This window comes from Campylobacter helveticus (assembly GCF_002080395.1).
GTDB lineage: Bacteria > Campylobacterota > Campylobacteria > Campylobacterales > Campylobacteraceae > Campylobacter_D > Campylobacter_D helveticus.
The window spans coordinates 874,481-899,438 of record NZ_CP020478.1 but is presented as its reverse complement, the minus strand read 5'-3'; the positions used below and the strand labels follow the sequence as shown (position 1 = coordinate 899,438).

Here is a 24,958-nt window from a genome sequence, read left to right as displayed (position 1 = left end):
ATTTTAGCCTTTATAAGGATAAAAGATGTTTAAATTTTATTATAAATCGCCTTTTTGTTACTTATTGATACAAAGCGAAGGGGAATTTTTACAAAGTGTAAAATTTTGTCAGCAAAAAGGAAGCGAAGAAGATATGTGTGCCTTATTAAGAGAGGTCAAAAGGGAGTTGGATTTTTACTTTTCTGGGCGTTTAAGGAATTTTAGTGTCCCTTTAAAATTTAGTGCTGGTGCATTTGAAACTAAGGTCTATGAAGCCTTAAGGCAAATTCCTTATGGCACGACAAAAACTTACAAAGAGGTAGCCGAGCTTATAGCGCACCCAAAAGCCTTTCGTGCAGTGGGTAATGCTAATGCTAAAAATGTTCTTCCCATTTTTATCCCTTGTCATAGAGTGGTCGCAAGTTGTGGGCTAGGCGGATATAGCGGAGGACTTGAGGTGAAAAAATTTTTACTAAAGAGCGAGGGGGTAAAACTATAAACTTAAATCCAAACGCAAGTTGCCATAATTTGACGGCGTAGTATTTGCTTCTTTAAAGGTAGAAACTATGTCTTTTATGACTGAGCTTAGTTTGTTAAAATCTAAATTCAAGCTTCCGTTTTGATAATCCTCTTTGGAAAGCCCTAGAAAATTAAGACTTTTATCTACAAATTGCTCTTTTAAGCTTTCGTAATATTTTTGAAATTTTTCTTTATCAAATTCATTATTTTCATTAAAAAATTCTTTAAAATCTTGCTTTAGCATTTTAAGTTCTTCTTCGCTTAGACTTTCGATGTCAAAATCATTTGCAGCTAATTTTCCAAAGACTTTCAAAGCCTCTTCATCTCTTATTATTAAGTCAAGCAGAGTTAAAGCTCCCTCAGTAGGGTCAAAAGTCCCTCCTCCTATCACATAAGAAGCCAAATCCATAGCTTGTTGCCTCATTTCATTTTTATTTAAAATTTCTTTGTAAATAATCAAACCATCGGTATCTTTATCATTTTTTATAGTTTTATCTAGCTCTAGAGCTAGAGTGGGGGCTGCAAATTTACCTTCATTATAAAGACTTACTTGTGCCTTTTTAAAATTTTCAGGCACTCCATCAGGAGCGGTTGCTATGCCATTTAATTTAATATAAGATTCCACATAACTTAAATTACTTGCTATAATTTTATCTTTACGAAGATGAAAATAGCCGTGAGGGGTAAAACCGCTTCTTGTTTCATCAAGCTCATTTTTATTTAAATAGCCATCCCCATTAGCATCTTCTGCTAAATAGCCTCTTTGATACGCTATATCCCCATACCAAGATGAAACGAATTTTTCCACATCGCCACCTAGTATATAAGAGCCATCTTTTCTTTGGTAAAAATCAGCACCGCCAAATGTATCTTTAAGCTTTTCTATACTTTGGGTGCTTAAGGCACTATTTGTGATATTTTGCGTGATAGGGTCTCTAAAATAGACATTTATCATATCACTTTGTGCGTTTTTTACCTTTTCATCAAGCTCTAAAGGCTTTAAATTTTCATCTATAGCCTTTAAATTTTCCCAGCTTTGGCTTTCTAAGTCGGCTTTTAAGCCCTTATAGACCATAGAATTAAGCGGAAAATAAAATTTAGTCGATGAAAAATCTAAAGCCATAATTCACTCCTTAACCTTCTGGGTAGGTATCAATACCATAATAAGTCAAGCAAGCCCACTGGGCGATGATTTTTTGACTTTCTGTCCCGTTGGCTTTAGTGTTTAAGCAAAGTCTGTAATTTTGCAAATTTTGAGCCGGAGTAAGATAAGGATTCCCCCAGGCAAACGCTGAACTAGCACCGAAAATAGCTAAGGTTACTAATGTGAGAGTGATTTTTCTCATTGGCAAACCCTTTTAATTCAAATTTTAACCCTAGAGTTAAGATTCATATCGGCTAAAGATAAAAAAACTTTATAGTTTAAAATATTTTAAAACAGACTTGGATTTTGGTTTTCTTTATTTTGAAATTCTTGCTCAAAATTATCGTAATTTTCAAAAATCAAGCAGTATTTAAAATCTTTCATTTTTTTTAAATCTTTTAGTTCGTTATAAGAAAAGTCGCAAAAAAGCGAATTTTGCAAGGCGGTTTTAAAGCCTTTAACGCCTTGTAATTTTTCTTGCCAAAAGTTAAAATTCGTCTCATCAAAAGCGATGATAAAGGCTTTCCTCGCCTTTCCAAATTCGACGATTTCAAAATTATCATTGATAAAATAAATTTGGTAGCACTCGAGCTTTTTTAAATCAAATGTTATTTTTCGCTCATTTTTTTCTAAAAAATTTAACCACTTTACTAAAAAATTAACATAAAATGGGGCAAGGGGCAGATTTTTATATAATTTTTCTTTATAAATGAAAGTGCTAAAAAATAAAGAAGCATTTTCTTTAAGCTCAAAAGAATCCTCGCAAAGTTTTTCATAACTCGCACAAAATTTCAAAAGATAAGCCTCATCATCAAAGCAAAAAAAGCTATCATTTTTAGCGTTTTGGATAAGCTCAAAATCCAAAAAAGCGTTTGCGTTTAGATGATTGATATTAAAAATTTTGGCAAATTCTAGTTCTATTTTGTCGCAAAGGATAAATTTTAAATTTTTTTCCTCGCTTAGAAATCGCGATAATCTCAAAAGTGCTTTTTGTAAGTCATCACACAAAAGATAGAAAACATCTTTATCCTCGACTTTGATTTCCTTTTCGCTTACAACGACAAAAGCCCCCATTTTTACAGCTTCTTTTAATTCATCTTTATCGTTTGAAAAAAAAGCATATGAGGGCTTGAGAGCTTTTAAGCTGAGTGCAAACCCCCCAACGCTTAACATACTGCCTTCATTTAGCACTTTAGCGTTTAAAAGCTCACTTAAATTTGAAATTTTCATCAGCCTATTAAAGAGCCGTTTTCTACGAGGCTTTGTGGGCTGATTAGCACGAGTTTATCTCCACTTTTCGCTGAAAGTATCATCCCATCACTTTCATAACCAAAAATTTTTGCTTTTTTAAGATTGCTTATGAGGCAAACTTGTTTGCCTATTAGCTCTTTTGGTTGATAGAATTTGGCTATCCCTGAAAGCACTTGCCTTGTTTCGCCATTTTCAAGCTCAAGTATGAATTTTAAAAGTTTTTCACTTCCTTCAATTTTTTCGCATTCTTTTACTAAGGCTACCTTAAGCTCGATTTTAGCAAAATCTTCTATCTTAATTTTAGGCATTACTTGCTTTTCCTCTTCTTTTTTTGGAGAAGTTAAAAGCGCTTTTTCTACCTTTGGAAATAACGCCTCACAAGCACTTGCTTTAAAATTTAAAAGCTCGTTTTGCTGGATAAGCTTTTGATAAATTTGTGGATTAATCTCGTAATTTAAAGCTTTAGCAACCTTTTGTGTGCTTTTTGGTAGGGTAGGGTGTAAAAGCACACTCACCTTAGCTAAAATATTAGCACATAAGGAAACTAGAGCATTTGCCTTGCTTGTTTCATTGTTTTTTATCAAATTCCAAGGCTCATATTTGCTTATGCTTAAATTTGCTACACTCAAAGCCTTAAAAAGCTCTTCTAAATAGCGATTGAATTGAAAATTTTCTATGAATTCTAGGGCATTTTGAAGATGTAAATTTGCTTCCTTTAACTCTGCTTTATAAAAATTTAAAACTTCATCTTGCAAAATATTGCCATTTGAGTATTTAAGACTCATTCCTATAATGCGGTTTAATAAATTTCCAAATTCATTACTAAGATCGGCATTAATGCGGTTAATAAGCATTGTTTCGCTAAAATCTCCATCATTTCCAAAAGGCACTTCTCTTAATAAAAAATAACGAAAAGCCTCCAAACCATAGGCATCGGCGATGATTTTTGGATAGAGGGCATTACCTTTTGACTTGCTCATTTTTTCTCCGTCCCTAGTCCACCAGCCGTGTGCGGCGATGTGTTTTGGTAGAGGTAAGCCTACGCTCATTAAAAAAGCAGGAAAATAAATCGCGTGAAAACGCAAGATATCTTTACCCACTAAATGCACAAAAGCGGGTAAAAAGCCTAAATTTTCGCTTTTTTCATCAAGTTCTAGTGAGCTAATGTAAATAAACAAAGCATCAAGCCATACATAAATGATATGCTTATCATCGTTTAAATTTGACGGAATTTTAATCCCCCACTCAAAGCTTGTGCGTGTAATGGAGAGGTCTTTAAGCCCATTTTCTATAAAATTGACAAGTTCTGCCTTTTTATTTTTAGGCACTATGGGTTCGCTTTCATACCATTTTAAAATATTTTTTTCATATTTTGAAAGCCTGAAGAAATAGCTTTCTTCCTTCAAAAGTTTCGTTTCTTTTCCGCAATCAGGACAACCGCATTGTGAGATGAGTTGAGACTGCGTAAAAAAACTTTCGCAAGAAACGCAGTAATATCCTTCATATTCACCCTTATAAATGTCGCCTTTTTCCCACATTTTCAAAAAAATTTGTTTGACAAATTTAATATGCCTTTCATCTGTGGTGCGTGCGTAAATATCATAGCTTATCTCAAATTCGTCCCAGAGTTTTTTAAAATCAAGACTGATTTTATCGGCGTATTCTTTAGGGCTGTGATTTTTATTTTTAGCGGCTTGTTCGATTTTTTGTCCGTGTTCGTCTGTGCCTGTTAAAAAAAGTGTTTTGTGTCCGCTAAGGCGATAAAAACGCGCCAAAGTATCGGCAATAATCGTTGTATAAGCGTGTCCTAAATGAGGGACATCATTCACATAATAAATCGGTGTAGTAATATAACGCATTTTTATCCTTTAAAATTCAAATCCGCCCTCAGTTTTACCCTTAGACATACTATTATAAACGGCATCTACATAGCTTTTTCTCGTAGTGCAGTTAAAAATTTGCTCGCATTTATAGCAAGAATTTAAGCCTTTATCGCTTTGACATTTTTGCAAAATGCCCTTTTTCTCTCGCATATCTTCTTCGTATTTATCAGCCATTATACGCCTTTAAAAGCTTGGTGATTTCATATTTGCTACCAAAAAAGCAAGGGCTGGTGGCGTGAATTTTGTCAAATTCAAGCTCAAGCAAGGAGTGCTTTTTGCCGTCTGTCGTTTTCCCCCCTGCTTTTTCTATGATGAAAGCAAGGGGAAAAATTTCAAAAAAAGCTCTTAATTTTCCATTTGGAGCATCTTTTGTTGCGGGATAGCTAAAAAGCCCTCCGCCTTTTAATAAAATTTGATGAATATCACTTACCATAGCCCCACTATATCTTAGTCTATAACCCTCTTCAAAAAGGCTTTTAATAAAAGCAGCGTGTTTTTCTTCCCAAAATTTTTGTGTGCCACCTGTGGCGTTTATCTTACCTTTTTCAGCCATTTTAAGCTCTTTGACATAGCTAAATGCACCACTTTTGTCAAGGCGGTAAAGTTTCACTTCATCACCTTCGCAAAAAACAAGCTCAAGTCTAGCACCATAAACGCTATAAAGTGCCGCTTTTAAATTTTTAGCCGAAACTTTTTCTTCGTAAATGGCAAAAATAGAACCTATGGCAAAATTAACATCCATTAAAGAAGAGCCATCAAGTGGGTCGTAAGCAACGATAAATTTGCCATTTTCATTGAGGTGAAGTGTTTCTTCTTTTTCTTCGCTAATGAGCGCCTTTAAGCTTTTGCTTGTGCTTAAGCGTTTTGTGATGATTTCATCGCTTAAAACATCAAATTTAAGCTGAGTGTCGCCACTTGAATTTTTTTCATCGCTATATGTGGTGTCTGGAAATTTAAGCTCGTTTGAAATTTCTATCACGGCTTCTTGGATTAGTTTAATTAACTCTTGCACTAAATTCTCCTTTTAAAGCATTGTTGAGTATGAAAGAAGCGATTTGCTCTAGGTTGTTTAAATCAAGCCATACAAGATTTTCATACGAAATTTTTTCATAGCTTGCTATGGCGTTTGAAAAGCTAAAATAGCTCGTATCAATCTCTTTACAAAAAACGCTAATTCTAGGCAAATTAAGACTTTTTAGCCCCTCAACTAAGCATAAATCAAATTCCACAAGCCTTAAAGCGTCAAAAATATCTCTTTTTTCGTGAGAAAAAAGTGTCGTTCTTGACGGACTTAAAATGATAGTTTCTGCGCCACTTTGAAAGAATTTAAAGCTGTCTTTACCCTCTACATCAAACCGCGCCTTATCAGCTGGGTCGTGCTTGATGACAAGCACTTTTAAGCCTTTTTGGGTGAAGTAACGCACTAGTTTTTCTATAAGCGTCGTTTTACCCGAATTTGATGGACCGCTAAAAGCCATAATAAGCTGCTTCATACACACTTCTTAAAAAATTTGTAAAATTATATCTTTTTTTCTTAAATTAAAAAATCAAATTCTTGCTTTGATTTTTGCCTTAATTTCATGTATGGCTAACAATTCATCGATGAAATAAGTTAAATTTTCTTTTGCGACTTGGTTTCTTAAGCTAATCATTTCATCAAAATCAATTCCTAGAATTTCGCATAATTCCCTGCCGGTTAATATATTTTCCAGCTCAAAAACGCCTTTCATACCGATGTGGATTTTTGTTTTATCGCTTTGATTAAAACAGCAAATGTAATAATCCGTTACAAAAGGAATTTTAACGCCAAAATTTTGAGAGAATTTGACTAAATTTTCTTTCTCCGCCTTAGCTTTTTTCGTATCAAATGTTTCGCCGTCTTTTAGCTCGATAACCTTACAAATTCTTTGCCTACTCACTATGAAAATAAGCATATCAGGTTCAATTGACTTAATGCTTTCTTTATAGTTTTGCGTCTTTTTAAGAATTCTTTTTGTGCATAAAAAAGTTCCTTGATTAATTTTACTTTGTGTAACATCATCGATGAATTTATCAATGTCTTTTATAGCATTACAACGCTCTACTATCATTTTCTCAAGCTCACTTCCGTTTGCGATTACAGTGGCTTGGACCCTTGAAAGAAGCTGTCCTAACTGGCTATTGCCTATAACTCTTGTATAGCCTGACTCGCCAAATTTTTTAACATCTCTACCCTTTGCATTAATGATTTTACTCATCATCTTCTCCAAATACCAAATCACAGCCGATAAAATTGCGGTTGATTTCTTTACACACTTTTAAAACGGAATAGCCCCCACTAGCTGGGTCTAAGACTAAATCCCCCTCACTTGTGGTGGCTAAAAGCAGTTGTTTTTGTAGTTCTAAGGGCTTTGAGTGCGTGTGAGATTTACTCGCTAATTTTTCCTCCCATACATCAGGGATATTATGAAGCACCCAAGTTTTTTTCGCCTGTTTGGGATATTTTTGGACGATGATTAAATGCTCGCTTCTGCGTCTGGTTCTATACCCCATACCGATTCTTTTTTTATCCCAAGTTATCATATCGACTATTCCAAAGTCTTTAAAGCGTTCAAACCACTTTTTCACCCCCTCCACTAAATGAAATTTATCCACCCAAAGAAATAAATAGCCATTTGGCATTAAAACCCTATGGATTTCTAAAATAAAATTTTCTATTAGCTCTTCACTCATTTGCGGTAAAGCCGAACGCTCCACGCCTCTACTTTTACCCTCATTTCCATAAGATAATTTATCTAGCACACCACGGTATTGAGGGTCAAAAAAGACGACCCTTATGCTTTTTTCATCTAATTTTTGAAGTAGTTTTAAGCCGTCTAGCTTGTTTTTTCTATTGAGCAAGTGAGCGATAGGGCTTTTTGCTCTTTTGCATTTTGTCGTTTGAGGGGATTTTTTAGTATCTAAATTTTGCATTTTTATCTTTCTTGTCTAAGTCAGTAAAATTTTAACAAATGAAATTAAATTTTTGCGATAAAACAAGCGGAACACATCTTGCTTGTATTTCTTTGAATTTGGATTGAAGGCAAAAAAATCTAAATTAAGGAATTAATATGAGTATCTTTAGTATCAATGATAACTCAAACTATGGCTCTATACTTTCACAAAGTAAAGCTAATAAAGAAAGTAAAGAAAATTCTAAAATAAGTTTTGCTAATGCTTTTTTAAAACAAAATGCTAGTAAATTAAATGAAATTCAAAGTGCTAATTCACAAACTCTAATAAAAAGTGAAGTTTTAAATAGTGGCTCAAATTCCACTCTTGACACAAACTATGGCTTATTTAGCGAATTTCAAAATACCGTTCATACTCTAAAATATAAACAAGCAGATACAAGCAATATTGTATCTTTAGCTTATGGTTATGGAGTAGATGCTAATGGTTATATGGGAAGTGACTTTAATAAAGCCGCAGGATTGCCAAATGATTTTAAAATACATAAATCTACTTTGGATGAGATTAAAAAAGCTGCTGAAAATGAACCTTATATTGCAGATATGAAACAATATTTTGGTGTAAGTGAGTATTATACTAATATCGATATGGCTGAAACCATAAAACAATATTATAATCTTTTTTCCAATGCTTTAGGTCAAAGTTTTCCAAATGATAAAACAAGTTTTAGTGAAGCAGATATAAATTCTATGCCTAGTGGTTATGGTGTAAGTGGAACGCAATCAATGGACTTTAATGATCCAAGCAATAGAATGAATATCACCCACTTAAGAGATTTCTCAAATTCTTTAATTTCAAATGTTTATCAAACCCCTGAACAAGCAAAAGAAGCTAATGAAATTTGGTTTGATTCAGGATGTATGATCAAGGGATTATCATCTGAGACTTTAGGTCTATCCTTAGAAGAAATCAAAAATGTTTCTAAAGGTGAAGATTGGCAATTTAATCCTGATATGTCAGTTTATCCGCAAAATGAAGATGGAAGTTATTCTAAAGAAGCTTTGTTTATGAGTTTTTTAAAATCTCAAGGTGGTCAACCTATTGAGAGTCCAAAAACCACACTTAATCCCACAATAGAAGCTTATAATAGGGCTATGGCTAAAGAGAGTTTTAGTGGTCCAGCCATACACTTAGATAGTATTATGACAGGTAAAAGTGACTTTAAAAGCTTTTTTAGATACTGGGCAGAGCGTGGCATAGCAGAAGGTGATTTATATATGTATGAAAATAACATTCCTAAAGAATCTGCTATGGGTAATTGGGCTTTAGATGCTGAAATTAAACAAGCCATTGCCAATGGCTGGAAAGCAAAATCTAGCACCATTAACTCCTACGCTGATTCTATAATGGATAGACTTAATAATCTTATAGGACAGACTAGGGTTTAGGTTTTGATTAAAGGATTTTAATATTTTGATATTAAAATCCAAAATGTTCAATTTCGAAATTCAAAGATTTTTGATTAAATTTGGTTTAGGGCATTTATTATGATAAAATGAATTATATTACATTTTAAAACAAAGGAGCTAAAATGTTTAAAAAACTATTGAGTGTTGTAGCTTTAGGTGCTTTATTGTCAAGTTCTGCTTTTGCAGAGGATATTCTTGCTAAAGTCAGTAATGGAGCAATTAGTGATAATAGTGCAGGTGTTAAAGTCCTTAGCCTTGATGAGATGAAAGAGGTTAAGGGTGGGTATTGGTTTCAAAGAGATAGTGCTTTTGATTATAATGCTGGTTCTCTAAGTTCTTATGGTTATGTTGTGATGAATGATAATAGTAATGATCATAGAGAAGTAAGCAAGCAACTTGGTTATTCAAGTAGTGGATATATCGTAGCTAAATACCGCTATGTAAATAATCAAAAAGATTATTATTTACAATATTTTTCAAGTAAATATGGTTCAGGCACAAACATTTGGGCTTATGCAAATAGTCCTGCTTATGAAATTTTAAGACAATTCCAAAATAGATACTAACCACTCTCTCTGTTCCATTTTATTCCAAAGTGGAACAGATCTTGCTTATATTATTTATATAAATATATTTAGGTTGAAGGCAAAAAAATCTAAATCAAGGAATTAATATGAGTATCTTTAGTATCAACGATAACTCAAGCTATACTTCTATACTTTCACAAGCAAAAGCTAGTAAAAAAAGTAAAGAGAATTCTAAAATAAGTTTTGCTAATGCTTTTTTAAAACAAAATGCTAGTAAATTAAATGAAATTCAAAGTGCTAATTCACAAACCCTAGTAAAGAGCGAAGTTTTAAATCATAGCTCAAACGCCCACTTTGATACAAATTATGGTATATTTAGCGATTTTCAAAATACCGTTCATACTCTAAAATATAAACAGGCGGATTTAAGCAACTCTACTAAAATGGCTTACGGTTACAGCGTAGATAAAAATGGCTATATGGGAAGTGATTTTAACAAAGCTGCGGGACTTCCTGAAGATTTTAAAATACATAAATCTACTTTAGATGAGATAGAAAGAAAAGCTGAAAATAATTCTTATATCTCAGATAAAAAACAATATTTAGGCATAGATAAATACTACACAAATATAGATATGGCTGAAACGATTAGACAATACTACAATCAGTTTAACCAAATCATTAATCATACTTTTGGTGATGTCAATAGAACAAGCTTTAGCGAAGCTGATTTAAATAATTTGCCTAAAGGAATAAGCTTTACAACTAGTGATAAGACTATAGGCATTATGCCAAAAAGTTATGATAAGCTAGCGATTTCAAATTATTATAATACCCAAGAGCAGTATAAAGAAATAGAACAATTAGGTATGTTTGCACATATTAATACGGGATTGCAACAGTTAAATTTTACTCCACAAAGTATGCAAACTCAAAATTTAGATGAAGATACTTTAAAAGATACTTTTAATCCCGATATGTCTGTTTATCCACAAAATGAAGATGGAAGTTATTCTAAAGAAGCTTTATTTATGAGTTTTTTAAAATCTACAGGTGCATTACCAAGAGAAAATAGTGCAACGCTAAATCCTACGGCTAAGTTTTACGCTGAAGCTATGCTTAAAGAAAGCTTTGAAGGCTCTTTGGCTTCCTTAGACGACATTATGACAGGCAAAGTGGATTTTGCAAGTTTGTTAAAAGGCTATGCACAAGATGGCTGGCTTGATGCGAGTATATACGCAATGGAAACAGGAGCTAAATGGCAAAATATATATGTAGGCAATGGTGCTTGGTTTGATAATCAGTTTAATCAAGCAAAAGCTAACGGCTGGAAAGCAAGTAGTGAAAGTATCGATTCTTATGTTGAATCTATAATGGATAGACTTAATAATCTCATAGGGCAGACTAGGGTTTAGAGCATTTGAAAGCAAGAAATGGGTGTCGCTATGATTTGTGATAAAAATTAAAATCATTTTAAAGCAAAAAATTTATAATAATGAGATTTTTTAAAGGATGATAGTGGATGAAAAAGATAGCTTTAATTTTGACTTTATTTTTAGTTTCTTGTGCGGATAAAAGCGGAGTGCAAAAAGAAGTGAATTTAAAAACTCAAACGCTAATGTTTGCTCAAAAGTACAAATTTAATGTCGAGGGCTTAAGCATTATGGCGACTTTAAGTTATTTAAATCCCACTTTAGACGAGGGGAGTGAAGAGGATATTTTCATTTTATCTTTTACGCCAAATGCGTTGGAATTTCGCAATTTAAAAGTTTTTATTAACAATAAAGAAGCCAAAATCGAAGCGCTAAAAGAAAATGATGTGCTTTTAAAATACCTTATCGAAAATAGCTATACTAAATATTTCAAGGTAAATTTACCTAGCCTCAAAGAAGAAACTCTTCTTAAAGCTAGGGTTTGTTCGCTGGATTTTGCGTGTTTTGAATTAGATTTTCAAAGATATCCGAAATCTTTATATTATCGTTCAGAAGATGTCGATACGCAATATAATTAGCTAAAACCTTTTTTCCATAAATACGCGTTTCTTGGTAAGGCACAAGTTCCATTGATAAAAAAGGCTCAAATTTGCCCTCTTTAAACATATCATTTCTTTTTAAAAGTCTATTGGTAAAACCTATACCAGCATTGTAAGCGTAAAAAACATAGAGTGGGGAATTAAGATATTTTTCCAAATAATTTAAGTGATGATTTGCAAACAAATAAGCGATTTCAGGCTTAAACATAAAATCTTGGTCAAAATTTGCTATCTTAAGCTCCTTGTTTCCAATATGATTAGCTAAAAACGGCATAAATTGCATAATGCCAAGAGCGTAAGAGGTCGAAATCGCCGTAGGGATAAAGCGACTTTCCTGTCTTGCTATGGCTAAAATTAAAGCTTGTCTTTTCGCATCATAGTCTTTTATATGCTCAAAATAAGGCATAATGAAATAATTTTTCTTATCACTTTTTTCTTTGATTATGGCGTAGATTGGTAGGGTTGTTTCTGTGTTAAATTCTTTTTCAAGTTTTTTAAGTTCGTTTGGTTTAGCGTTTCTTATCTGTCTAGCAAGGTCTTGCCAAGCAAAAGGACTGCTCATATTAAAATCACTCTTTGCCTTAGGGGCTTTTAAGACCTTAAGTTCAACAAAAGGTGTGTTAGTAAGCTCTTTAACATAAAGACTATAAATATTTAAGGACTCACTTTTAGCAAGTTCTTTTAAATGCGCCTCATCTTTTTTAATGAGCCACAGCCAAAAAAGAGCGTTGTCTTTATTTGCTTTTATTTTAAAACTTTCATAAGCACTTTTGAAGAATTCATAAGCCAAGTCTTCTTCTTCAAAAACAAGAGCATTTACTCCTAGATAAAAAGCACTATCTTCCTTTACCACACTAGCATTGACATCTAAAAGAGATTCTGCAAATTTGGCATTTTCTCTTTTAATGACAACATTATGTGCGAAATTCTTAAAATTATCGTGTGTGGCGAGTTGATTGACGAATTTGTGGTTGATATTAAAATCCATTTTTTTAGAATAATTATAATATCTAAAAAAGGCATTTGCATCTTCGTTTTTAATGATATATTTCATAGGATTTTCTTCATTAAATGCAAGAAGTAGGGTGCGAGAATTTTGCAAGTTATTTGCTAATTTTTTCCTTGCGTCTGGTGAAAGAGAAGCGATAAAATAAATCGAATTTAAACGCACACTTTGACAACTCGCATTTGCATCAAGAATGGTGTCTTTAGTGTAAGTATAGCACTTGGCATATTTTGAGTTAGTATAAGGTATGGATGGGACGAGCTTTTCTAATTCTTTTTTTAATGAGCCAACATAGCGAAAAATATGAGAGCGTAAGTCTTTTGCTTCTTTCTTATCTAGAGCTTTTTCCCGCAAAAGTCTATGGATATAATAATCTTTAGCGATAGAATTTTCATATTGTTTAAGGGTTTCAAGCTCATAGGGAGCGGCTTTTAAAAAACATAATGTCAAAATAAGCAAAAATATTTTTTTCATCTTAAACCCTCTATTATCAAATTGCTTAAAAGATTGTTAATAAACCATAGCGCGAAAACTATAATTAAGGGGGCTAAGTCTATATTTCCTATGCGTGTTGGAATTTTGCTGACTAATTTATAAGCAGGTGCGCTTAATTTATATAAAATTTGCACGATGGGATTATAAGGGTCTGGATTAACCCAACTTATTAAAGCCGTGATAATAATGACCCAAGTATAAGCTGTGATAAAAAATTGCACCGCCTGAACCAAAGAAATAAGTAAAGCATCTGTCATTTTAAGCCTTTCTCGCAAGTTCTTTTATAAATGGTTTAAGATGAGGGTAAAGCTCGTTAAGCTCGGGTCCGTGTATGCTTCCTGTAAGAAGAATTCTTAAGGGCATAAAAAAGCTTTTGCCCTTTAAGCCACTAAGCTGCATTAAATCCTGCTTAAATTCATCATAACTTTCCCTTGACTCACATTTTTCCAAAGCTTCTTTTAAAATGGCACATTCTTTTTCAAATTCATTAAAGTCTTTTTTGCTAAAAATGGTGTCTAATTTTTCTTTAAGCTCTATCAAAGTGCTTGCTTCTTGAGTGTAAAATTTCGCCAAAGAGGCTAAATTTTTATCTGTTTTTAAATAGGCATTTAAACTCTCATCGTCAAGTTTTTTAATGTGTTCACGGTTGATTTGCAAAAGCTTTTTTAAATCAAATCTCGCAGGGGCTTTTGAAAGCTTTTTTAAATCAAACCAAGCGATAGCCTCTTCAAGTGTGAAAATTTCACAAGGTGTTTTATTGCCGAGCAAGAGTAAATAATTTGCTATTGCGCTTGGTAAAATCCCCCTTTCTAAAAGCCATTTTACGCTAGAGTGGGCTTCTCTTTTACTCATCTTCACACCCTCTTCATTGAGGATTATAGGCAAATGGGCATAGTTCATAGGTTTTTCATAATCTAAACTCGCACGGATATGTTCTTGCTTAGGTGTATTAGAAACGTGGTCCTCGCCCCTTATAATGCAAGTTACTCCCTCAAGCATATCATCAACCGCACAAGCAAAATTGTAAGTCGGTGTTTTATCCGCTCTCATTATCACAAAACTATCGATATTTTCAGGCTCAAAGCAAAGCTCACCTTTGATGAAATCCTTAAATTTCATCGCATCTTTAGGCTTTTTAAGACGGATAACAAAGGGCTTTTCATTTTCTAAGACTTGGATATTTTCTAAATTTTCACAAGTGCCATCATAGCGGTAAGGCTTATTTTGCCTTTTGGCTTCTTCTTTTTTAGTGTTTAATTCTTCTTCCGTGCAAAAACACGCAAAAGCCTTTTTTTCACTCACTAATTTTAAAGCCATTTGGCGATGGAATTTCAAATTCTCACTTTGGATGTAATAATGCTGCCAAGAAATTCCAAAAAGCTTTAAAATTTCTTTAATTTCCTCTTCTTTCCCTGTGATATTTCTAGCCTTATCTGTATCTTCTATGCGTAAGATAAAGTCCGTTTTTTCTTGCCTAGAACAAATGTAATTAATAATAGCCGCTCTTAAATTTCCTATGTGCATATCTCCAGTAGGAGAGGGTGCAAAACGATACATTTCATAACCTTTTGTGTATTTTAAAACGCCGATTATAGCAAAGAACTTTATACAAATATTTAACCTTTACTTGTATAATTTGCCTTTTTTATTTTGGAGAAATTGATGTTGTTTTTAGTTTTTTCTTTTGGTGTAGCTTTAATTTTTGGCTTAGCAAATATTTATATTTATAAGAGGTTAGTGTTAAAATTTATTACTTTAAAATATCTAAGAAAGCTTTTTGCTTTTGTTCTTTTTATGCTTTTTTTCGCTCAAGCTTTTTTTATGGTTTTTCGCTCGAGCGAGTATTTAAACGATGTTTGGTATAGTTTTTTTGCCTCTTTATATGCGCCAACTTATTGTTTTTTCTTCATAACGCTAATTTTGGATTTTTTAAGATTTGTCCTAGCAATGCTGGGTAAAACTTTTATGAAGATTGCTTCTTTTGTTAAAGTGGCTTTTGAGATTTTTGTGCTTGCGCTTGGAGCTTTTCTTACTTATTTTAGTATTTATAGTGCGATTAAAGTGCCTGAATTTAGCGAAGTTGATATTATAATTCCGCATTTAGAAAAAGAACTTAAAATCGCTATGCTAACGGACATTCATTTGGGTAAAAATTTACACGAAAATTTCTTAAGCGATATTATAGAGAAGGTTAGTAGTAAAAATGTCGATATGGTCGTCATCGTAGGCGATTTAGTCGATACTAATCCTAACGATTTAAAGCCTTATATCTCAAAGCTTAACGATTTAAAATCAAGCTATGGCACATTTTATGCCTTGGGAAATCACGAGTATTATCACGGAATTAACGAGGTTTTAGAGCTTTTAAAAACGCAAACAAATATGAAAATTCTAGTCAATGACGCTATTGACTTAGGCTTTGCAAATATCGCCGGGGTTGGGGATTTAGCAGGGCTTAGAAAAGGTATTTTAGCACCTGATTTAGCAAGGGCTAAGGTGGATTTAAATTTAAGTAAGCCTAGCATTTTACTAGCACATCAGCCTAAAACCGCCTTGCTTTATGATGTGAGTGATTTTGATTTAATTTTAAGCGGACATACGCACGGCGGACAAGTGTTTCCTTTTGCACTTTTGGTTAAACTTCAACAAGGCTTTGTTTCTGGGCTTTATGTTTTAAGCGAAAAAACGCAGCTTTTTGTAAGTCGTGGGGCAGGGTTTTGGGGACCAAGCCTAAGAACCTTTTCTCAAAGCGAGTTGGTTATTTTAAATTTAAAGGGGAGAAAATGAGTTTTTCAAAGGATAGTTCGAGAATTTTTGGACTGATAGCGGGTTTTAAATTTTTCAAGCCTTTGCAAAAATGGATTAATGAAAGCTATGTGAAGTATTTTAATATCGATATGAGCGAATTTAAAAGTACGGATGAATATGAAAGCTTAAACGCACTTTTTACAAGAAAACTAAAAAAAGAAAGAAATTTAGATGAGGGCTTTATCTCTCCAAGCGATGGGCGTATTTTGCAAAGTGGGGAGACTTTTTTGGCTGACAATGAATTTTTTGCTTTTAGCATTAAAGGACGCACTTATAGCGTGGAAGAACTTTTAAAAGATAGCTATGAAAAAGAGGAGCTTAAAAACGGACTTGATTATGCAAATATCTATCTTTCTCCAAAAGACTATCATCGTTATCACGCACCTTGTGATATGCAAATCTTAAGCCTAACTTATACGAGTGGGGCGCTTTTTAGCGTTAATGAAAAGCATTTGTTTAAAATAGCAAATCTTTACACGCAAAATGAAAGAGTGAGCTTAAAATGCAAAAGTAGCGAAAAGGGCTTTATTTTTTGGCTTGTGTTTGTGGGTGCGCAAAATGTAGGCAAAATGTGCTTTTCTTTTGATAAAAGTGTGCAAACAAATATGAAAATTGCCCGCAACTTCACACGAAAATATGAAAATTTAAACTTAAAAAAAGGCGAAGAGCTTGGAAATTTCGAGCTAGGTTCCACCATAGTCGTTTTATCGCAAAAAGGACATTTGCATTTGAAGCCAAAAACAATGGTTAAGTTTGGTGAAAAATTTGCAGATTTTCTTTAAAGAAATTTGCTTTTCTCTTGTTTCGTTAAAAAAATATTAAAACTAAAAAAAAGTTTAAACTTACTCTTGCATTTTTTCCAAATTTTACTATACTTTAAAAAACACTAGTAAAAAGGACAAAAGATGCACATTACTTATACTTTGACAGATGAGTCGCCAGCTCTTGCAACTTACTCATTTTTACCCATTGTCAAGGCTTTTTTAAGTAGGGCTAATATAAGAGTAATAAGCTCCGATATTTCTTTATCTGGGAGGATAATAGCCGAGTTTAATGAGTGCTTAAAAGACGAACAAAAATGCGAAAATGCTTTGGCAAATTTGGGCGAACTTGTTAAAAAAGCAGAGGCGAATCTCATTAAAACACCAAACATTTCTGCCTCTATCCCGCAACTTAAAGCAGCGATTAGTGAGTTGCAAAAAAAGGGGTATATGTTACCAAATTACCCAGATGAACCAAAAAATGATGAAGAAATTCAAATTAAATTAAAATATCAAAAAATTCTTGGTTCAGCGGTAAATCCTGTGTTGCGTCAAGGCAATTCAGACCGCCGTTCTACTAAGGCGGTAAAAGATTATGCGAGAAATAATCCTTACCGCGTTGTGGAGTTTAATCCTCAGTCAAAAAGTAAAGTCTCTTATATGAATGATGGGGATTTTTTCTCTAATGAAAAAGCACTTTTGATAAAGCAAGACTGCCTAGCTCATATAGAATTTACAAATGAAAAAGGCGAGACAAAAATTTTAAAAGAAAATTTAAAGCTAGAAAAAAATGAGCTTTTGGATGCGACTTTTATGAGTGTGGAAAAATTAATGCGTTTTTATGAAGAGCAAATTGCCCTTTGTAAAAAAGAGGATATTCTTTTCTCTTTACACCTTAAAGCTACGATGATGAAAGTGAGCGACCCTATTATATTTGGTTATGCGCTAAAAGTTTATTTTAAAGAGCTTTTTGAGGAATTTAAAGAGGAATTTGAAAAATTAGGCATTAATGCAAATAATGGCTTAAGTGAGCTTTTAGGTAAGGTAGAAAATTCAAGTCAAAAAGAAACTATCCTTAAAAAATACCAAGAAATCCTAGACAAAAGTGCGGATATTTCTATGGTGAATTCGGATAAGGGAATTACAAATTTACACATTCCAAGCGATGTGATAGTCGATGCATCTATGCCTGCAATGCTTAAAAATGGTGCAAAACTCTGGGATAAAGATGGTAAAGAAAGAGACGCAAATGCTCTTATCCCTGATAAAACTTATGCGACTATTTATGAGGCTGTGATTGAAGATTTGCATAAAAATGGCACTTTAAATCCCGCAAAACTTGGTAGCGTATCAAATGTAGGCTTAATGGCAAAAAAAGCACAAGAATACGGCTCTCACGATAAAACCTTTGTCGCACCTGAAGACGGGACAATGAGAGTTGTCGTGAATAAAGAAGTTTTACTAGAACACAAGCTTAACAAAGGCGATATTTATAGAGCAAATCAAGCGAAATTTGACGCGATATTAAATTGGATAGATTTAGGAATTCAAAGACAAGAATTAAGTGGTGATAAAGCGTTTTTTTGGCTAGATGAAAATAGGGCAAGTGATAAAATAATGATAAATTTGGTGCAAGAACGCCTAAAAGAAAAGGGTAAAAACATCGCCATCCTAGCACCTTATGAGGCTTGTTTAAAAAATTTAGAGCTAATTCGTGCTGGAAAAAATGTGATTGCAATCACAGGCAATGTGTTAAGAGATTATTTGACTGATTTATTTCCTATCTTAGAGCTTGGAACAAGTGCGAAAATGCTTTCCGTTGTACCTATGCTAAATGGTGGAGCGATGTTTGAAACGGGAGCGGGTGGTTCTGCGCCAAAGCAAGTTGAACAGCTCGTTGAAGAAAATCACTTGCGTTGGGATAGCTTGGGTGAATTTTTAGCTCTTCAAGCTAGTTTGGAATTTTACGCACAAAAATGTAAGTCAAATAAGGCGAAAGTTTTGGCTGATTGCCTAGATGAAGCTATTGGGGAATGGCTTGAAAATAATAAAACCCCTTCGCGTAAAGTGGGCGAAGATGATAACCGCACAAGTCATTTTTATCTGGCTTTGTATTGGGCGAAGTATTTATCAAGACAAGCGCAAGATGTGGAACTCCAAAGCTTTTTTAAGGATATAGATATGGAATTAAGCTCTAAAGAAGACGAGATTAGGGCGGAATTTAACAATGCTCAAGGTGTGAGGGTGGAGCTTGGAGGATATTATAAATTTGACGACGCAAAGGCTGAGAAGGTTATGCGTCCAAGCGTTTTATTTAACGAAATCATCGCAAAGATAGGACAAAAATGAAAATTACCATCATAGGAGCTGGAAATGTCGGCACAAGCGTCGCTTATGCTTTGATTATGCGTGAATTTGCAAAGCAAATAGTTTTAATCGACATTAATGACAATTTGCTTTTAGCTAAAGAGCTGGAACTTTCCCAAAGTATAGCGGCGTTAAATTTGGATATAGAATTAATTTGCACTCAGGAATACTCCCACACTCAAGACTCTCAAATTGTCATTTTTACCGCAGGTTTAGCAAGAAAAGATGGGCAAAGCAGAGATGAACTTTTGCAAATTAATACAAACATTATGCTTGAATGTGCAAAAAGAGTTAAAAGATTTAATGATAATCCGCTTTTTATCATTTTGACTAATCCTGTTGATTTTCTACTCAACACTCTTTATGAGAGTGGAATTTTTAATGCTAAAAAAATCGTTGCTATGTCAGGGGTTTTAGACAATGCTCGCTTTAAATATGAGCTTGCAAAAAAGCTCGGGGTTAAAACTTCAAGCGTAGATACGAGACTTATAGGCTTTCATAATGATGATATGGTTTTATTAAAATCACATTCAAGCGTTGGTAATCAAAACTTAACCAAGCTTTTAAATGATGAGGAATTTGAAGACTTGGAAAATGAGGTAAAAACAGGTGGGGCAAAGGTGATTAAATATCTTAAAATTTCAGCCTACCTTGCTCCCGCTAGTGCTTGTCTTAGAATGCTAGAATCCATACGCTCTGGGGAATTTTTGCCTATGAGTGTTATTTTACACGGAGAATTTGGTGTGAAAAATAAGGCTTTTGGCGTTATGGCGAGATTAGGGCTTGATGGAGTAAGAGAAATTATGAATTTAAATTTATCTCTTGAAGAGCAGGAAAAATTAGAAAAATCGTTAATTAAATATCAATACAAAGGAGAATAAATGAACATACATGAGTATCAAGCAAAAGCGATTTTTGCTGAAAATGGCATTGCTACACTTAAGGGTAAGGTTGCTTTTAGTGTGGATGAAGCTGTGGCTAACGCCAAGGAGCTAGGCGGTAGCGTGTGGGCTGTCAAGGCTCAAATTCACGCTGGTGGTCGTGGGCTTGGAGGTGGAGTTAAAATCGCCAAAAGCTTAGATGAAGTTAAAGGTTATGCCGAACAAATTTTAGGGATGACTTTAGTTACGCATCAAACAGGTTCAGAGGGCAAACTTGTCCAAAAGCTTTATATTGAAAGCGGGGCAAATATCGTTAAAGAATATTACCTAGCCATACTTTTTAACAGAATGGCGGAGCAAATTACCATTATCGCTTCAAGTGAGGGCGGTATGGATATAGAAAAAGTCGCAAAAGAAAGCCCTGAAAAAATTGCAAAAGTTGGTATCGACCCACAAATCGGCTTTAAGCTTTTCCACGCTTTAGAAGTTGCGAAAGTCTTAGGACTTGATAAAGACGAGAGTAAAAAACTCGCAATGATGATAGAAAAGCTTTACAAGCTTTATATGGAAAAAGATATGAATATGCTAGAAATCAACCCTCTCATAAAAACAGCTGAGGGTGATTTTTACGCACTAGATGCAAAATGTAGCTTTGATGATAGCTCTTTATATCGTCATAGCGATATAGCAGCACTTAGAGACATTACTGAAGAAAATGACGCGGAACGCGAGGCTGCGGAATTTGGACTAAGCTATGTAAAACTTGATGGCGATGTAGCGTGTATGGTAAATGGTGCGGGCTTAGCTATGGCTACGATGGATATTATTAATTATAGTGGCGCAAAACCTGCAAATTTCTTAGATGTTGGTGGTGGAGCTTCGCCTGAGACTGTGGCTAAAGCTTTTGAGATAATTTTGCGTGATAAAAATGTTAAGGTCATTTTCATTAATATTTTTGGTGGAATTGTTCGCTGCGATAGAATAGCTAATGGAATTTTGGAGGCGACAAAAAATGTTGAAGTCAATATCCCTATCGTCGTGCGTCTCGATGGAACAAATGCAGCGGAAGCAAAAAGCATTTTAGAAAATTCAAATCTTAAAAATATCAAAGCAGCAACTAATCTTAAAGAAGGTGCTGAACTTGTAAAAAGTCTAGTAGGATAAAAAGGGGATAAAATGAGTATTTTAGTCAATAAAAACACAAAAGTTATTGTTCAAGGTTTTACGGGTAAGGAAGCGACTTTTCACGCTGAGCAATGTATGGCTTATGGCACACAAATAGTTGGTGGAGTTACGCCATTTAAAGGTGGCACGGAGCATTTAGGTAAGCCTGTGTTTAACACTGTTGCAGAAGCTATTAAGACGACTGGAGCAGATGTAAGTCTTATTTTCGTGCCTGCTTTTGCGGTGGGTGATAGCGTGATAGAGGCTGCTGATGCTGGGATAAAACTTGCTGTTGTGATTACTGAGCATACTCCCGTTAAAGATATGATGTTTGCCAAGCAATATGCTAATAAAAAAGGTATGAAAATCATAGGACCAAACTGCCCTGGCATTATCACTTCGCAGGAATGTAAATTGGGCATTATGCCGGGTTTTATTTTCAAAAAAGGTTGCGTAGGACTTATTTCTAAATCAGGCACACTCACTTACGAAGCGGCAAATCAAGTCGTGCAAAGCGGATATGGAATTTCAACCGCTGTAGGTATAGGCGGAGACCCTATCATAGGACTAGCTTATAAAGAGCTTTTGAGCGAATTTCAAAAAGATGATGAAACTAAGGCGATTGTAATGATAGGTGAAATCGGCGGTAGCTTAGAAGTAGAAGCAGCTAAATTTATAAAAGAAAATATCACTAAACCTGTGGTTGCTTTCATAGCGGGTGCGACTGCTCCAAAGGGCAAAAGAATGGGACACGCAGGTGCTATTGTGGGAAGCAGTGATGAAAGTGCTGCGGCAAAAAAAGAAGCTTTGAAAAGCTACGGAATTTATGTTGTTGATTCTCCGGCTTTAATCGGTTCAGAAATCAAAAAAATACTAGCTTAAAGGAAAATTTATGAGTATAATCGCTCCAAAAGACACACCCGTTTGGGTAGATGAGCATAGGTGTAAGGCGTGTAATATTTGCGTGAGCTATTGCCCTGCCGGGGTTTTAGCTATGCGCGATGATATCCACGCTGTGTTAGGGCAGATGATAGAGGTTGTGCATCCTGAATCTTGCATAGGCTGTTCTGAGTGTGAAACGCATTGTCCGGATTTTGCTATTATGGTGGCAAAAAGAGATGAATTTAAATTTGCCAAACTTAGCCCAGAAGCTAAAGAGAGAGCTTTGGCTGTCAAAAATAACAAATATAAAAAATTAGCATAGGAAAAGATATGAGAGAAGTTATAGCAACGGGGAATGTTTTAATCGCACAAGCGGCTATTGATTGTGGTTGTAAATTCTTTGGAGGTTATCCCATTACTCCTAGTAGTGAGATAGCACACGAGTTAAGCCATATGCTTCCTGCGAACGATGGCACTTTTATCCAAATGGAAGATGAAATTTCTGGGATTAGCGTAGCTATCGGTGCTGCGATGAGTGGGGTTAAATCTATGACCGCAAGTAGCGGACCGGGAATTTCCTTAAAGGCTGAGCAAATAGGACTTGCTTTTATCGCGGAAATTCCTTTAGTTATCGTCAATGTTATGAGGGGAGGACCTTCGACAGGTTTGCCAACGCGTGTGGCTCAAGGGGATTTGTTTCAGGCTAAAGCACCTACGCACGGAGACTTTGCAAGTATAGCCATAGCTCCAGCCTCTTTGGAAGAAGCCTACACAGAAACCATTAGAGCTTTTAATTTGGCGGAAAAATATATGACACCAGTTTTTCTACTAATGGACGAAACCGTTGGACATATGAACGGCAAGGCACTTCTTCCAGAACTTAAAGATGTGAAAATTGTCAATCGTAAAAAATTTAGCGGAGATAAGAAAGACTATAAGCCTTATGCTGCCGCAGAAAACGAAGCGGCTACACTCAATCCTTTCTTTGAGGGCTATCGCTACCACATCACAGGACTTCATCACGGTGATATAGGATTTCCAACTGAAGATGGGGAGATTGTAAAGAAAAATATCGAAAGGCTTATCGGCAAAATTAAAAACAATAGAAACGATATTTGTGCCTATGAGGAATATATGCTAGATGATGCTGAATTTCTTATTATCGCTTATGGAAGTGTGAGTCGCTCGGCTAAAGAAGCGATTAATAGACTAAGGGAAGAGGGCATTAAAGTAGGGTTGTTTCGTCCTATTACGCTTTATCCTGTGGCGGAAGAAAAAATCGCTTCTGTGGTTAGCAAATTTAAAAAAGTAATGGTCAGCGAACTTAATATGGGGCAGTATTTAGAAGAAATCGAAAGGGTTAGCTCAAGAAGAGATTTTATTTCGTTACACAGAGCAAATGGACGCCCTATCACACCAAGTGAAATTATCGCTAAAGTAAAGGAGAATTTGTAAAATGGCATTTGATTATGATGAATATTTAAGGGTTGATAAACTTCCAACTCAGTGGTGCTGGGGCTGTGGCGATGGTGTGGTTTTAAAGTGTATTATTCGTGCAATTCAAAAACTTGGCTGGAATATGGATGATGTATGTCTAGTTTCTGGGATAGGTTGTAGTGGTAGAATGAGTTCTTATGTCAATTGTAATACCGTGCATACAACACACGGCAGGGCAATCGCTTATGCTACAGGCATAAAACTTGCTAATCCTACTAAACATGTGATAGTGGTTAGTGGAGATGGCGATACTTTGGCTATCGGTGGTAACCACACCATACACGGCTGTCGTAGAAATATAGACTTAACACATATTGTGATTAATAATTTTATTTATGGACTTACGAATTCTCAAACCTCCCCTACGACTCCAAAAGGCTTTTACACCGTTACAGCACAATTTGGCAATATAGACCCAAATTTTGATGCTTGTGAGCTTACAAAAGCCGCTGGAGCTTCTTTTGTGGCGAGGGGAAATGTCATTGAGGCGGCAAAGCTTGAAAATTTAATCTATAAGGCTCTAGCACATAAAGGATATAGTTTTGTCGATGTGTTTTCAAATTGCCATATTAATTTGGGGCGTAAAAATAAAATGGGTGAGGCTGTGGCTATGCTTGATTGGATTAAGAACCGCGTAGTTGATAAGGCTAAATTTGAAACTATGGATTTTGAAGAAAAGAAGGATAAATTTCCAACAGGAGTTTTACACGAGGATAATACCCAACCAGAATACTGCCACGCTTATGAAGAAGTGCGTAAAGCAGCAAAAGAAAAAAGAATGGTGGATTTAGGAGCTTTAAAATGAAGTATCAATTAAGATTTGGCGGTGAGGGCGGACAGGGAGTTATCACTGCTGGGGAAATTTTAGCCGAAGCGGCGATTAAGGAAGGGCGTCAAGCTTTTAAAGCCTCAACTTACACTTCTCAAGTGCGTGGAGGTCCTACTAAGGTTGATATTATCATCGATGAGAAAGAGATACTTTTCCCTTATGCTATTGAGGGGGAGATTGATTTTATGCTTTCAACAGCCGATAAGGGCTATAAAGGCTTTAGGGGTGGAGTAAAAGAGGGGGGCATTATCGTGATAGAGCCAAATTTGGTGCATCCCAAGGAAGAGGATTATAAAAAATGGCAAATTTTTGAAATTCCTATCATTACCATAGCTAAAGACGAAGTGGGCAATGTCGCTACTCAATCAGTCGTAGCCCTAGCAATAGCCGCTTATATGAGCAAGTGCATTGAATTAGATGTTTTAAAAGAAACTATGCTTCATATGGTGCCACCTAAAACTAGAGACGCAAATTCTAAGGCTTTTGATTTGGGTGTAAAATACGCAAGTCAAACAAAACCACATTCGTAAATT

General features: G+C 34.8%; 27 protein-coding genes. 15 read left to right on the top strand and 12 right to left on the bottom strand.

Features of this window, described 5'->3' with window-relative positions; translation table 11 throughout:
* Nucleotides 1-25 precede the first annotated feature (25 nt).
* The gene (locus CHELV3228_RS04735; RefSeq protein ID WP_082199769.1) at nucleotides 26-478 is read left to right on the top strand and encodes a methylated-DNA--[protein]-cysteine S-methyltransferase; all 453 of its coding nucleotides are present in this window, start codon (nucleotides 26-28) and stop codon (nucleotides 476-478) included.
* On the opposite strand, the gene CHELV3228_RS04730 is transcribed toward CHELV3228_RS04735, so the two are convergent.
* The 9 genes from CHELV3228_RS04730 to CHELV3228_RS04690 form a co-directional block, all read right to left on the bottom strand.
* Nucleotides 473-1,621, bottom strand: coding sequence for a hypothetical protein (locus tag CHELV3228_RS04730; RefSeq protein ID WP_082199768.1), 1,149 nt, complete (start codon nucleotides 1,619-1,621; stop codon nucleotides 473-475). The genes CHELV3228_RS04735 and CHELV3228_RS04730 overlap by 6 nt on opposite strands.
* Nucleotides 1,622-1,631: 10 nt before the next feature.
* Nucleotides 1,632-1,850 (bottom strand): hypothetical protein, encoded by a 219-nt coding sequence (locus CHELV3228_RS04725; protein WP_131936458.1) that lies wholly within the window; start codon nucleotides 1,848-1,850, stop codon nucleotides 1,632-1,634.
* An 80-nt stretch (nucleotides 1,851-1,930) separates the two neighbouring features.
* On the bottom strand, nucleotides 1,931-2,872 hold the full coding sequence (locus CHELV3228_RS04720; RefSeq protein WP_082199766.1) for a hypothetical protein: 942 nt from the start codon (nucleotides 2,870-2,872) through the stop codon (nucleotides 1,931-1,933).
* Nucleotides 2,872-4,752: a methionine--tRNA ligase gene (gene metG, locus CHELV3228_RS04715; RefSeq protein ID WP_082199765.1), complete on the bottom strand. Its 1,881-nt coding sequence runs from the start codon at nucleotides 4,750-4,752 to the stop codon at nucleotides 2,872-2,874. The genes CHELV3228_RS04720 and metG overlap by 1 nt, the downstream gene beginning before the upstream one ends.
* 9 nt (nucleotides 4,753-4,761) lie before the next feature.
* Entirely contained in the window at nucleotides 4,762-4,950 is a 189-nt protein-coding gene (locus tag CHELV3228_RS04710) for a hypothetical protein (protein ID WP_082199764.1), read from the bottom strand.
* Nucleotides 4,943-5,788: a class 1 fructose-bisphosphatase gene (locus tag CHELV3228_RS04705; protein WP_082199763.1), complete on the bottom strand. Its 846-nt coding sequence runs from the start codon at nucleotides 5,786-5,788 to the stop codon at nucleotides 4,943-4,945. The genes CHELV3228_RS04710 and CHELV3228_RS04705 overlap by 8 nt, the downstream gene beginning before the upstream one ends.
* Nucleotides 5,772-6,269, bottom strand: a complete 498-nt coding sequence (mobB, locus tag CHELV3228_RS04700) for a molybdopterin-guanine dinucleotide biosynthesis protein B (protein ID WP_082199762.1) — start codon at nucleotides 6,267-6,269, stop codon at nucleotides 5,772-5,774. Before mobB ends, CHELV3228_RS04705 begins: the two co-directional genes overlap by 17 nt.
* Before the next feature lie 54 nt (nucleotides 6,270-6,323).
* A complete protein-coding gene (locus tag CHELV3228_RS04695) occupies nucleotides 6,324-7,013 on the bottom strand; it encodes a restriction endonuclease (RefSeq protein WP_082199761.1) in 690 nt (229 codons plus the stop codon).
* Nucleotides 7,006-7,728, bottom strand: a complete 723-nt coding sequence (locus CHELV3228_RS04690) for a DNA methyltransferase (protein WP_082199760.1) — start codon at nucleotides 7,726-7,728, stop codon at nucleotides 7,006-7,008. The genes CHELV3228_RS04695 and CHELV3228_RS04690 overlap by 8 nt, the downstream gene beginning before the upstream one ends.
* 137 nt (nucleotides 7,729-7,865) lie before the next feature.
* On the opposite strand from CHELV3228_RS04690, the gene CHELV3228_RS04685 reads away from it, so the two are divergent.
* The 4 genes from CHELV3228_RS04685 to CHELV3228_RS04670 all read left to right on the top strand — a co-directional run bounded on the left by CHELV3228_RS04685 (nucleotide 7,866) and on the right by CHELV3228_RS04670 (nucleotide 11,714).
* Entirely contained in the window at nucleotides 7,866-9,155 is a 1,290-nt protein-coding gene (locus tag CHELV3228_RS04685) for a Cj0814 family flagellar-dependent secreted protein (protein WP_082199759.1), read from the top strand.
* 143 nt (nucleotides 9,156-9,298) lie between these two features.
* Entirely contained in the window at nucleotides 9,299-9,742 is a 444-nt protein-coding gene (locus CHELV3228_RS04680) for a hypothetical protein (protein ID WP_082199758.1), read from the top strand.
* A 107-nt stretch (nucleotides 9,743-9,849) separates the two neighbouring features.
* Nucleotides 9,850-11,118: a Cj0814 family flagellar-dependent secreted protein gene (locus CHELV3228_RS04675; protein ID WP_082199757.1), complete on the top strand. Its 1,269-nt coding sequence runs from the start codon at nucleotides 9,850-9,852 to the stop codon at nucleotides 11,116-11,118.
* Between the two features lie 107 nt (nucleotides 11,119-11,225).
* Nucleotides 11,226-11,714, top strand: coding sequence for a hypothetical protein (locus tag CHELV3228_RS04670; RefSeq protein WP_082199756.1), 489 nt, complete (start codon nucleotides 11,226-11,228; stop codon nucleotides 11,712-11,714).
* On the opposite strand, the gene CHELV3228_RS04665 is transcribed toward CHELV3228_RS04670, so the two are convergent.
* From CHELV3228_RS04665 to gltX, 3 genes are read right to left on the bottom strand one after another with little or no spacing between them, the layout of a single operon-like run.
* Nucleotides 11,611-13,215, bottom strand: coding sequence for a lytic transglycosylase domain-containing protein (locus CHELV3228_RS04665; RefSeq protein WP_082199755.1), 1,605 nt, complete (start codon nucleotides 13,213-13,215; stop codon nucleotides 11,611-11,613). The genes CHELV3228_RS04670 and CHELV3228_RS04665 overlap by 104 nt on opposite strands.
* Nucleotides 13,212-13,493, bottom strand: coding sequence for a YggT family protein (locus tag CHELV3228_RS04660; RefSeq protein WP_082199754.1), 282 nt, complete (start codon nucleotides 13,491-13,493; stop codon nucleotides 13,212-13,214). Before CHELV3228_RS04660 ends, CHELV3228_RS04665 begins: the two co-directional genes overlap by 4 nt.
* A 1-nt stretch (nucleotide 13,494) precedes the next feature.
* Entirely contained in the window at nucleotides 13,495-14,793 is a 1,299-nt protein-coding gene (gene gltX / locus CHELV3228_RS04655) for a glutamate--tRNA ligase (RefSeq protein ID WP_082199753.1), read from the bottom strand.
* 105 nt (nucleotides 14,794-14,898) lie between these two features.
* Between gltX and CHELV3228_RS04650 the strand changes: the two genes are divergently transcribed.
* The 10 genes from CHELV3228_RS04650 to CHELV3228_RS04605 all read left to right on the top strand — a co-directional run bounded on the left by CHELV3228_RS04650 (nucleotide 14,899) and on the right by CHELV3228_RS04605 (nucleotide 24,955).
* Nucleotides 14,899-16,023 (top strand): metallophosphoesterase, encoded by a 1,125-nt coding sequence (locus CHELV3228_RS04650; RefSeq protein ID WP_082199752.1) that lies wholly within the window; start codon nucleotides 14,899-14,901, stop codon nucleotides 16,021-16,023.
* Nucleotides 16,020-16,826: a phosphatidylserine decarboxylase gene (locus tag CHELV3228_RS04645; RefSeq protein WP_082199751.1), complete on the top strand. Its 807-nt coding sequence runs from the start codon at nucleotides 16,020-16,022 to the stop codon at nucleotides 16,824-16,826. Before CHELV3228_RS04650 ends, CHELV3228_RS04645 begins: the two co-directional genes overlap by 4 nt.
* Before the next feature lie 123 nt (nucleotides 16,827-16,949).
* Entirely contained in the window at nucleotides 16,950-19,154 is a 2,205-nt protein-coding gene (locus CHELV3228_RS04640) for an NADP-dependent isocitrate dehydrogenase (RefSeq protein WP_082199750.1), read from the top strand.
* A complete protein-coding gene (locus tag CHELV3228_RS04635; RefSeq protein ID WP_082199749.1) occupies nucleotides 19,151-20,053 on the top strand; it encodes a malate dehydrogenase in 903 nt (300 codons plus the stop codon). The genes CHELV3228_RS04640 and CHELV3228_RS04635 overlap by 4 nt, the downstream gene beginning before the upstream one ends.
* A complete protein-coding gene (gene sucC, locus CHELV3228_RS04630; protein WP_082199748.1) occupies nucleotides 20,054-21,217 on the top strand; it encodes an ADP-forming succinate--CoA ligase subunit beta in 1,164 nt (387 codons plus the stop codon).
* A gap of 12 nt (nucleotides 21,218-21,229) precedes the next feature.
* Entirely contained in the window at nucleotides 21,230-22,099 is an 870-nt protein-coding gene (gene sucD / locus CHELV3228_RS04625; RefSeq protein WP_082199747.1) for a succinate--CoA ligase subunit alpha, read from the top strand.
* Between the two features lie 10 nt (nucleotides 22,100-22,109).
* Nucleotides 22,110-22,421, top strand: coding sequence for a 4Fe-4S binding protein (locus tag CHELV3228_RS04620; protein ID WP_082199746.1), 312 nt, complete (start codon nucleotides 22,110-22,112; stop codon nucleotides 22,419-22,421).
* Nucleotides 22,422-22,429: 8 nt separating this feature from the next.
* Nucleotides 22,430-23,554, top strand: coding sequence for a 2-oxoglutarate synthase subunit alpha (locus tag CHELV3228_RS04615; protein WP_082199745.1), 1,125 nt, complete (start codon nucleotides 22,430-22,432; stop codon nucleotides 23,552-23,554).
* A 1-nt stretch (nucleotide 23,555) separates the two neighbouring features.
* Entirely contained in the window at nucleotides 23,556-24,401 is an 846-nt protein-coding gene (locus CHELV3228_RS04610; RefSeq protein WP_082199744.1) for a 2-oxoglutarate ferredoxin oxidoreductase subunit beta, read from the top strand.
* Entirely contained in the window at nucleotides 24,398-24,955 is a 558-nt protein-coding gene (locus CHELV3228_RS04605; RefSeq protein ID WP_082199743.1) for a 2-oxoacid:acceptor oxidoreductase family protein, read from the top strand. The genes CHELV3228_RS04610 and CHELV3228_RS04605 overlap by 4 nt, the downstream gene beginning before the upstream one ends.
* Nucleotides 24,956-24,958: the final 3 nt, after the last annotated feature.